At 43.0% G+C, this 10759-nt stretch carries 7 protein-coding genes and 1 pseudogene; 7 read left to right on the top strand and 1 reads right to left on the bottom strand.

Annotated elements, in window-relative coordinates; translation table 11 throughout:
• The 5 genes and pseudogenes from F6J94_RS22815 to F6J94_RS22795 form a co-directional block, all read left to right on the top strand.
• Positions 1–540, top strand: a pseudogene (locus F6J94_RS22815) (glycosyl transferase family 2); the annotation flags it as partial.
• 248 nt (positions 541–788) lie between these two features.
• Positions 789–2873 (top strand): glycosyltransferase, encoded by a 2085-nt coding sequence (locus F6J94_RS22810; RefSeq protein ID WP_293044410.1) that lies wholly within the window; start codon positions 789–791, stop codon positions 2871–2873.
• 211 nt (positions 2874–3084) lie between these two features.
• On the top strand, positions 3085–3918 hold the full coding sequence (locus F6J94_RS22805; protein ID WP_293044408.1) for a PIG-L family deacetylase: 834 nt from the start codon (positions 3085–3087) through the stop codon (positions 3916–3918).
• A gap of 855 nt (positions 3919–4773) precedes the next feature.
• On the top strand, positions 4774–6888 hold the full coding sequence (locus F6J94_RS22800) for a nucleotide-binding protein (RefSeq protein WP_293044406.1): 2115 nt from the start codon (positions 4774–4776) through the stop codon (positions 6886–6888).
• Positions 6889–6892: 4 nt separating this feature from the next.
• Positions 6893–7624 carry an FkbM family methyltransferase gene (locus tag F6J94_RS22795; protein ID WP_293044404.1) on the top strand — a complete coding sequence of 244 codons (732 nt, stop codon included), beginning with the start codon at positions 6893–6895 and terminating at the stop codon, positions 7622–7624.
• A gap of 419 nt (positions 7625–8043) precedes the next feature.
• Here F6J94_RS22795 and F6J94_RS22790 read toward each other — a convergent pair whose 3' ends face one another.
• Positions 8044–8925, bottom strand: a complete 882-nt coding sequence (locus tag F6J94_RS22790; protein ID WP_293044402.1) for an alpha/beta hydrolase — start codon at positions 8923–8925, stop codon at positions 8044–8046.
• 652 nt (positions 8926–9577) lie between these two features.
• On the opposite strand from F6J94_RS22790, the gene F6J94_RS22785 reads away from it, so the two are divergent.
• Both F6J94_RS22785 and F6J94_RS22780 read left to right on the top strand, forming a co-directional pair.
• Positions 9578–10195: a hypothetical protein gene (locus F6J94_RS22785; RefSeq protein ID WP_075897081.1), complete on the top strand. Its 618-nt coding sequence runs from the start codon at positions 9578–9580 to the stop codon at positions 10193–10195.
• 122 nt (positions 10196–10317) lie between these two features.
• The gene (locus F6J94_RS22780) at positions 10318–10608 is read left to right on the top strand and encodes a cupin domain-containing protein (RefSeq protein WP_293044399.1); all 291 of its coding nucleotides are present in this window, start codon (positions 10318–10320) and stop codon (positions 10606–10608) included.
• The last annotated feature ends 151 nt before the right edge of the window (positions 10609–10759 follow it).

Below are 10759 nucleotides of genomic sequence, written 5' to 3'. Positions count from 1 at the left end.
TCTAATGTATTGAATCCCTGTGCAGTTGTGATTCGTCGCTCTACTCATGAACATCTGGGGTGTTACGATCCGGGGAACACGTATACTCCTGATTGGGAACTTTATAAGCGTATTGCTAGTTTTTATGATTGGTGGTACGAAGGCGATATTTTGGCACGTTACCGTGAGCATGATAATAATATGACCAGTGAACTGATATTATCTGGAGCTCAAGCAACGTCTATCCGCCAGGGGATTGAAATTTCCGAGAGCTATCTTCCTGCTGAGCATTGTGCCGCAATTACAGCCAACGCTCGTAACCATTACTTTAATTATTGTCTAGAGCATATGGTAATTCCCCTAAAGGCTGGGAATCTTGCTGGTGCGTTTCGTCTGCTCCAAGAGGCACTCAAAATTGATCCGTCTCCTCAAGCTGTGGAGAAACTATTTACTTGGCTGACTCAAGCCGAAGCTGCTCCCCTACGGGATGAGATTGCTTCAAAGTTGCGCTCGATTATGTTGAATCATAGTTCAGAAAGTTTTTACTTTGCTTATCCCTAGTTAGATATAGCGTTTGTATTTGATTTATGAACATAAGAGGGAGCAGGGAGCAGGGAGTAGGGAGCAGAATGAAAGAGCTTGGAGGATTGTTTGGTGTTCTTAAAAATCCCTAAATACTTGATTAAAATTTGCCTCTTGCCTCTTGCCTCTTGCCTCTTGCCTCTTGCCAATACCCAAGCGCGAGTATGTTCACAACTCTATACAATTACCAATTACCAATTAAAAACTAAAAATTGAGGATTACAACAGTGACACAACTTTCTGAAGCACTTCAAGTTGCTCTTCAATATCATCGAGCCAATCGCTTGGTCGAAGCTGAGCAAGTTTATCGTCAGATTCTAGCAGCAATACCTAACCAACCAGATGCCTTGTATGGGTTAGGAATGCTAGCACAACAGATAGGTAAGTACCAAAGTGCTGAGGAGTTTTTCAATACAACCCTCCTTGTAAATCCGGAGTCTTTCAAGGCTTGGTTCAGTTTAGGCAATTTGCGTCAAGCTCAAGGTCAATTGTCAGAAGCAGTGGAAGCTTATCAGCGAGCGTTAGCCCTACAGCCTAACTCGGTAGCGCTTTACAACAACTTTGGCTATGCTCTACAACAACAAGGCAAGTGGGAAAATGCGATCGCATGCTATCAAAAAGCTTTGGAGATTCAGCCCAACTGTGCTGAAGCTGATGTGAATTTGGGTAATGCTCTCTATGCTCAAGGGCAGCTTTCCCAAGAAAAACACGCTTACTACGCTGCCTTAAATCACGATTTGGGGGTTACTCGGAAAAAAGGGGGCGATTTGAAGACTGCGGTGGCTTACTACCAGAAAGCGATCGCAATACAGCCAGACTTGGTCAACAGTCATTATACCTTGGGAGTTGCTCTGCAGGAACAAGGCAAATTAGATGATGCGATCGCATCCTATCACAAAGTCCTCAAACTCAATCCCAGTAACAACGAAGTCTACACCACGTTAGTGCATCATAAATTAACTAGGATTGACCGAGAGCAAAATAAATTAAACAACAAATCAAATCATCAATTAAACGGAGCAGATTCTAAGAAACGATTAAAGATAGCATTTATCTGTCAACCCTTTGTGATGACATCGTTTCCAAACCCGATGGATTCCATCGGGATTTTGACCTATGAATTCGTGCGTCTTTTAGTTCAAGATGGTGACGTTATTGTCTATACACCAGGAGAACGCTTTAATACGGCAAGTCATGACGGAGTAGATTATCGATATATTCCCATAGGTCGGGATAAAAAACTGCTAAACTATCTGGAAAAAATTCCAGGATTCCAGAATCAAAAACGTACTATATTTGGCTCCCAACTCTATTACCTCGGATATATTTTACAGGTAGCCAATGACTTGATAAAACAGGAATGTGATGTTGTTCACATTCACAACTTATCTCAGTTTATTCCAGTGATACGAGCCTTGAACCCAGGAATAAAAATTGCCCTGCACATGCATTGTGAGTGGTTGACCCAACTGGATCACAAAATTCTAGAAAAGCGGCTTAGTAAGGTAGATTTAGTTATTGGTACTAGTAAGTATATCACAGAAGGGATTCGCCAGCGTTTTCCTAAATTTGCCGAGCGCTGTCAGCCGGTTTTTAATGGGGTAAACCTTGATCGGTTCATGAATTTCTATGTCAACGATAATCAGGAAAATGGCAGCACCAACAATCCTGCTAAACGATTACTGTACGTGGGGAGAGTATCTCCAGAAAAAGGCTCCCATGTCTTATTAGAGGCTTTTAAAAAAGTGCTCGAGCGCTGCCCTCAAACCAAACTTGATCTCGTTGGTCCTGTAGGTGCATTACCCTACGACTATATTGTCGGATTAAGTGATGACTCCAAAGTCGCAGAATTAGCGTCATTCTACGGTGATGAAAGTTGGATAGGTTACGTGAGACGATACCTGTCCGAATTAAATGATCACTTTGGTGCTGATCTAGCCAGCCAAGTATCCTTTACTGGCTCCCTTCCTCAATCAAAATTAGTCAATTATTATCAGCAGGCAGACATTTTTGTATTTCCCTCAGTATGTCACGAAGCATTTGGGATGCCAATTGTGGAAGCTATGGTCGCAGGTCTTCCCGTTATTGCTACCCAAGCTGGTGCTTTTCCCGAGATTGTGGAAGATGCTAAGACAGGTCTGCTGGTTGAACGGAGTAATGCTGATGCTTTAGCAGACGCCATCTTGCAACTTCTTTCTGACCAAGAACTTAGAACATCCATGGGACAAGCTGGACATCAGCGAGCGGTTGAAGTATTTTCTTTCGAGAAAGTTGTTGATGATTTAGTCAAGCAGTACAAGACTATTCTTTGAAAGGTAAGCATATGCGCTACGCGCAGGCTACGCCAACAGCTATCAGCTATCAGTTGCGTAGGGTGCGTTAGGGGGGCTCGCCGTCATTTTCAGCCTCGTAGCCAGCCTTGGGAAAGTCCGCCCCGTAACGCACCACCGGCTCAAACACCAAAAATGAGATGCACCCTGTTGAACTTCGGAACAAGGAATAGTAACAAGTGACAAGTTAAAAATGAACAATAAATTATCCTTAAAAACTCTGGTCCGCCAGTTTTATCGTTTTCTAATCCATAGAACCAGAGTTGAGTATGACAGAAATAATCTAAGACGCTCGGCGATTATTTTTTCACCCCATCAGGATGATGAAACCCTGGGCTGTGGTGGAACAATTATCCGTAAAAAGCAAGCCGGAGCCGATGTAAAAATTGTTTTTATGACAGATGGATGTCAATCTCATGCTCATCTAATTCCAGAAAATCAAGTAAAATCAATACGTGCTAATGAAGCCTTAGCAGCCGCTCAAAAACTTGGTCTGCAACAGCATGATGTCAGCTTTCTGGAATTCAAGGATGGAACATTAGATAAAACCAGAAATTTGGCTATCCAAAACGTTGCAAAAATTATTCTTAACTATCTGCCTGAAGAAATTTTTATTCCCTACTACAACGATGGGGTATCTGACCATAATGCTACCAATGAAATTGTCGTAGCTGCACTCAAAACAATTAAATTTGATGTGACAGTTTATGAGTATCCTATATGGTTCTGGAATCACTGGCCTTGGACAAGGGTGGAAGGGAGTAGACCAAACCTAGTCTCCTTTTTTAAAAAAACCATCATGTCAGGGTTTAGTTTACTGAATGATTTTAGATTATCTGTCTATATTGGTGATGTTTTTGAGATCAAACGTACTGCCCTAGACCAACATCAATCTCAAATGAAACAACTCATTAATCATCCACGCTGGCTAACCCTGAGGGATGTGTCAGACGGGGAGTTTTTAGACTGTTTTTTTCAAAACTATGAATTATTTCGTCGATATAGTTTGACTCATAATTCTGAATAGTTATAATAAACGCTATAGCAAAGGGAATAGGGAGTAGGGAGTAGGGAGTAGGGAGTAGGGAACAAAAATTATAACAATTCATTTAGGATTGCTATAGACTTCAAATTTTATATAACAATGCACTTGATTTTTAGCCTGTGCTGTTTTACCCCTATTTAATAACTATATAGCCGTCTATAGCCTTCTAAGTAAAGGTTAAGACATATTTTTGTTATCTATTCCCCTTTCCCAGATCCGCTGTTACCTGCTCCGAAGTACCTGCTCCCTAAAACCCTGGAATTTGTACCTATCACAATTTATAAATTGTCTAAAAAATAGCGATAAATTAGCCAATTTGGCAACTTAATTCAAGATAATCATGAAATCATAATTAATAAGAGTGTTCAAGACCTTTATCAGTCAGTCATATCAGTTCTGGATATATGGGACATCATATATCCATTTTATTTTTTTTGTTGTTCTTGACAATGTCAGCTATCATCTAAGCTGGTCTTCATTTAAATTTAATGGTTCTGAAAGCAAGGGAGCAGGTGAGATAGGATTGGGTGCATCTCCTAAAAGCTGTTTGAGCGGGTGGTGCGTTACGGGGTGGGCTATTTCAACCAGGAACGAAGAGGCGGAAAATCAGGGCAATCCCACCCCTAACGCACCCTACGCAAAATTTACAAAAGTGAGATACACCCGATAGGGTTTGACATTGCTTATTTAGCATAACACCAAAAAAAACTCGAGGATCTTTCCTACTGTTACCTGTTATATATTCCCTATTACCTACTCCCTACTCCCTACTCCCTACTCCCTAGGATGAAAGTACCTCACCCAATTTAAAACACTATATAAACATTAAGCAACAACATGCAACAATTAAATCCACCAGAAAATTTAGTAAACAAATCCTTCACAGACACATTCTCAGACAACTGTTGTGCAGGTAAAACCATTGGTACTAAAACTCCCAGTGGTGCAGTTCGTAAGGGTATAGATGTCGAAAAGCTGATTGGGATTGACAATGGCGCATTACGTCTCCAGCCCCTGCTCAAACCTGCGTGGGGCAGACAGGGCATTGCTTATGGTCCGTACACCCGTACCAATGGACTTGCCTTTGCAGTGTTTCTGAGCAATGGTCATAATACATCCCAGACGGAAAGGATTGAGCCCCTGACAGAACGACTCCATCGGTGGATGATTGGTCCTGAGACAGATAAACCGGCTAAACGACTTTTGCGTTGGACTTCCAGTCAGGGAAAAAGCAGGATGTTGCGAAAGCTCCTATGGTGGATTCGTAGTACCTCCAGAATTTCCAGATATTTCAAACCGTTTAAATTGCCAAATATTGATGAGAATCTGGCAGTGGGTTGGTTCCCCAGGGAAGTTCCTGTTGACGCGACTGCAGAGGGAAGTGCCTTTATTGTTCATGCCACTGGGGCAGAAAATGGAGAGTTGTGGACTCGGTTGGGGGGGTATCTGCTCTCAGCATTTAGGGGCTTACAAAATCTCCAGGTTTATTACATCGTAGTTCTGCGGGAAAAGGGAGCTGCCTATTATGCTGCTTCTGTTCCTAATGCTCATGGTCTTGCTGCTTACCCTAACATGCGTCCCATTGCTATTGATTCTTTCAATGATGATGCCACAGTATATGCTGGTGTATACCAAAGTATTCTGGGACAGAATGGTTTTGAAGTCGATACGCGAATCTATGGCGCTAATGTAGCCCAAATTTCAGATATCGCCACCTGGTACGGTACAGCTCAGGCAGCAGATGACCTGATTGGTGATGGTTTGCTAGATGGTGCTGAAGCGGACAAGGGTGGTTTCTGGAGTGTCTCTCAAGGAAGTTATGAGTTAACACCTGATGGTGCTAGAGCCACTCAACCGGATAGCGTCGCTATGTTGGAGTGTCCCACACCCTCTGGGCTAATCCATTTGCTGGTCGAAACCTCTACTCAGATAACTGGAGTCCGCATTTTGTGGCGTGTTCAGGATAAAAACCAATTCTGGAGTTTCCTAGCAGACGGGGACAAATGTCAACTTATGATTCAAGACCATGATAGCTGGGAATGTTTAGCTGTTAGCGATCTATGGTATTTACAGCCAAGAGCGATCAACTCTTTACAGATATTCGATGATGGTAAGACCTTCAGCCTGTATCTCAATGGCAAGTTGGTCTTTAATAAGTGCTTTACAGATACCCGCCTGGAAAACGCTACCGGTGTTGGCATCGGTGGGATTAACCCTAATAATAGTCTGTATTTTCGCTCCTTTGAGGCTCACCCACGCACTATCCCTATTCCGTCTGAACTCGACCTGGGCTCCCCTTGGGTAGTAGAGGGTACCGAAATGGCTATCACTGAAGATTTTGCTGGTGCAGCTGGGGACTTGATCGGAAAAACCACCACTAGTGGTAGCAAAGTCTGGCATCGGAATATTGGGCTAGGGGTAATTGAGCTGACTGGGAATAGTACAGCCAAAGTCCAAGCTGATGCTAAGCATCCTAATCCAGGTCGCACTGCCTACACCATTGATTGGGATCACCCAGAAATAGCGGATTTACAGGTAGACATTACTCCCCCTGGAACTAGACGAGGACAGGGAGAAAAAGGTCGTGGAGGGTTTATCTTTTGGCAAGATGCTGACAATTATATCACTATCAATAACTGGTTAGATGACTGTTACGGTGGTGCTTCAATGTCTTCCTTTTTCTATCTCAATGGCTTTGAAGAATTATTTGATGCTGTCTGGACAAATGTGGGTAAACGCATTTCCTGGGGGGTCTCCCATCGGCTCCGCATGATTTTTGACGGCATGAATTACATGATATTCATCAATGATGAACCAGTATTGTATCGTGCCCTGACAGATGTTTATCCAGATGCGGCGCGTCTTAGAATTAATCGAGTTGGGATTGTCGCTAACTGGGAATGGGGAAATGATACAGGAAGTGTATTTCAAAATTTTGTAGCAAAGGTTTAGACTAATGAATTTAAGCAATCAACAGGTAACCCTTAACAATGGAGTAGGTGCAGGACTAAAATTCCATGGGGATGGTTCTAATCCTGATTTTGCACGTGGTACCTATGAACTTCCGCTTCAGAACGCCTTAGCAAGCTGCTTAAACCGTGATCATATCTTCTATGATATCGGTGCCAATATTGGCTTTTTTACTATTATTGCTGCAAAGCTAGTTGGGCCATCTGGACAGGTTTATGCTTTTGAGCCAGTTCCAAACAATGCTGACATTATTCTACGGAATGTGGAGCTTAATAGCTTCTCCAATGTTACTGTTTTCCCACAAGCCGTTTCTGAATCAACCGGAACCGGAGAATTGTTGCTGGCCCATCATTCAGGGGGAGCTACTTTAGCTACAGCGGGTACACCTCCAGATCTCAGGGGTGAAATGACAGTTGACCTTGTGTCTATTGATGATTTGGTTTCCCAAAAGACTTTGAAACCCCCAACGGTCGTGAAAATCGATGTGGAAGGAGCAGAAATTAATGTTTTAAGGGGGATGATTGAAACTATTAAAGAATATCAGCCCATCCTGATTTATGAAGTAGATGATGGTAATCAAGAGTCCTTTAAACTCAAGAATCAAACCATTGAGATGTTTATTGACTCTGTAGGATATAAAATCATGCCCCTGGAACCAGCTTATCCCAATATTCCCTGGTATGTTGGACATGCGATCGCGTTTTCAAATCTAAATTGAAAATGCTATAGCAATTCTCATAGCTATGAGGTACACAATTGCTGGATTTTAGGGAACAGGGAACAGGGAACAGGGAACAGATAAGAGGTAACCTTGAAAAGGGATGCGCTGCATCAAGATAGGGAATCAACCTCAAAGAATACTGTACCTCATAACTGCGAGAAACGCTATATATTTTTGTAAGCATATGCGCTACGCGCATGCTACTTGAGGTGCCGTCAGCTGTCAGCTGTCAGCTTAAAATAAAGCTCTTTGGCCTATGGCTGATAGCTGAATGCTTACGAATTCTGGCGTTGCTGAATTAGGGAATGAATAGGAGTGGGGTGGGCATCCTGCCTGCCCCCAAATATCAGGAACGGGCAAGATGCCCATTCCACAAAACTCTTAAAATCATTCCATTATTAACCAACGCCGGAATTCTAGGCGAATTCTAAAATATGCTCAGCAGTAACTTGAGCTTGTTCCAAGTGAGGCACATGACCACAGTCTTTAATCCAGATTAATTGAGATTGTGCGATCGCATCCTTAAACTTGCTAGCAGCAGCAGTGCCCAAAATTTGGTCATGGTCACCCCATAAAATTAGAGTTGGCTGGCTAATCTGAGCCAGCTTATCTCCAAAATCACCATAACCACCACTTTTGGTAAACGCAATCAAGGCTTGATTCCAACCAGGCATTTCTAGGTGCAATGCAGCACAAATTCGGGCATCTTCAGAGGCCCAACCTTTATCATAGTAAGCGTTTTTACTTATACTTTGTCTTACCTTGGGATTAGCCAAAAATGCTGTGGCTAGGTAGCCTAAGGGAGGAAATAAGAACTTCCCAATCGGGGGAGCCTTGGTGCAGCCAGCGCTATCTATTAATACTAACTGTTTAACCACCTGGGGGTAAGTGAGGGTAAAATCAATCGCCGCTGCACCTCCCATCGAGGCTCCGACTACAATGACTGGTGTTTTAATCAGGGTTTTCCAGAAATAATAGAGATGGGTTGCGATCGCATTGGGACTAAATGGAGTCCCTGCCATGCGATCCGTAAACCCAAAACCCAACAAATCCACTGCCCAGGTTTCATTTTCCTGAGCCAGCAGTGGTAGCAAGCGGCGTAATTCTAGCAGGGAACTATCGAAGCCATGGAGTAACAGAATCGGCGTGCCACCCTTACCCTGATTAACGTAAGTTGTGGCAATGGCCTGTGGGCTCAGGGGAGTTGAGATAGCTTGACGCTGGATACTTTGAGCAAGAACAATTGAGCTAGACTCAACTAGCTGCTGGGTATTGGAGGGCAGAAAATCAGGAAACATCAGTTGAATTGCTGTAATCAGAGGACAATCCTGATTTTCCCCCTCACAAGCGCAATTATGTTAGTCAGTGCTTACCCGAGCGGGGTTTAATTCAATAGCCTACCCTGATTCATAGGAACTAACAGACCTATGGATTGATGCAAGGGTAACGGTTGCAGTAAACCCTGCCTACAAAGCGCCAAAATTGTGATTTTGCTGATTTTACAAATGATTTAGAATTGCTATAACGTTTTTAGGACTCATGAGGTACACATAATTGTTTGAATATTGGCTCTTGCCTTCCCCTCCTGGGAGGGGTTAGGGGTGGGTTTCTCTTACCTGCTCCCTGCTCCCTGCTCCCTGCTCCCTGCTCCCTAAAACCTAGATATTTGTACCTCATAAGTCCTAGAATTGCTATAGATATCATTACTACGAGAAACGCTATAAATTTTTTTTAAACTATGTTAATAAATTTGAATTTTATCAAACCGTTGCTGTTCCCTATTCCGAGACCCGAACTTCTCAAGTCTTAACAGTTAACGTTAATTGTTTCCGACTACTTAGCTATAGAAAAAGAACATTTTCAACTAGACTCTCCCAACTCCTGATTGGATCTGATCAGGATTTCTGGGAAAACTTAGGATAAGATCCTAATGGAGATCAGAGGATAACTGTGTCTCAAGACCTATTGCAAAACCGAGACTACACCATAATTCTGGCAAGAAATGCCTCTAAAACCTTTGGAACCCTGCCTGGACTAGACAAGCAGTGGTTGCTAGCTCAGGAGTCTATTATCGCCTTGGCAAAGAAATGTGAGGAACTCGATCCAGACGGACTCACTATTTACATTGCATCTACTCCCTATCAAAAATATGACAACACCACTAGTCAGGCATTAGTTGACCTGTTTGAGCAGCCCTATGGTTCAGACAGCATCAATGTGGTTGAGCCGCTCAAAGTGGCAATTGATGATCACTTTAGCCGTAAATCCCGCCAGCAGACGAAAGAAAACGGTGATATTATTATCGTCATCCTGGATAGTGAACCAAAGCCACGGATGGCTGTAGTAAAATTACTAGTTGCAGCAACTAAGAAGATGGATTCTCAGGAAGAACTGGGTGTGATGTTTGCCCAAGTGGGAGAAGACCCGATTACTCGAGGTTTTCTAACGGCTTTAGATGATGATTTACATGCTGCGGGCGCTAAGTTAGACATTGCGGACACTAAGCTTTTGTCAGCTATGGAGGAAAGTGAGATTACTAAGTTTTTGCTCGATGCCCTATATGATTAGGATGTAAGCATTCAGCGGTCAGCTCTCAGCCGTCAGCTATCAGCTATCAGGTTATGGGTATTAGCTGATTGGTTTGATGAAAATGAAAGCTTACCACTGAAAACGGTTAAAATCCCAAAAGTATGTCTAAACCGACCAATATCAATAAGATTATGATTGAACGTCCTAGCGAAGAGCATCTTGATAACTTAGGTGTCTCAAATTGGCCAATTTGGACAAAGGAAGTCTCGGAATTTCCCTGGACTTATGATGATCCAGAAACTTGTTACTTGCTAGAGGGTGAAGTAGTTGTCACCCCAGATGGCGGTGAACCAGTTCAAATTGCCAAAGGAGATTTGGTAACTTTCCCAGCTGGAATGTCTTGCACCTGGAAGATTCTTTCTAATGTTAGAAAACACTATCAATTTGGCTAAAAGTTTGAGGTAATTTTGTCTAAGATTTTAGGGAGTAGGGTCTTCGAGTTCCCGGCCGGACGGGCCCGTCACGTGCACGGCTGCTTCTGGGACCGGTTCGAGGAGCGGGTCTGGGTTTGCACCGGCGACTTCGAAAACGAGAACCAGATTC

It is taken from the genome of Moorena sp. SIO1F2, from assembly GCF_010672755.1.
In the GTDB taxonomy this organism is placed as follows: Bacteria; Cyanobacteriota; Cyanobacteriia; order Cyanobacteriales; family Coleofasciculaceae; genus Moorena.
This window is presented reverse-complemented; position numbering and strand designations above follow the sequence as displayed.

Excerpts from the sequence above, each read along its gene's own strand:
- F6J94_RS22805 (WP_293044408.1), top strand. The coding sequence starts at position 3,085 with ATGAACAATAAATTATCCTTAAAAACTCTGGTCCGCCAGTTTTATCGT.
- F6J94_RS22800 (WP_293044406.1), top strand. The coding sequence starts at position 4,774 with ATGCAACAATTAAATCCACCAGAAAATTTAGTAAACAAATCCTTCACA.
- F6J94_RS22795 (WP_293044404.1), top strand. The coding sequence starts at position 6,893 with ATGAATTTAAGCAATCAACAGGTAACCCTTAACAATGGAGTAGGTGCA.
- F6J94_RS22790 (WP_293044402.1), bottom strand. The coding sequence starts at position 8,925 with ATGTTTCCTGATTTTCTGCCCTCCAATACCCAGCAGCTAGTTGAGTCT.
- F6J94_RS22780 (WP_293044399.1), top strand. The coding sequence starts at position 10,318 with ATGTCTAAACCGACCAATATCAATAAGATTATGATTGAACGTCCTAGC.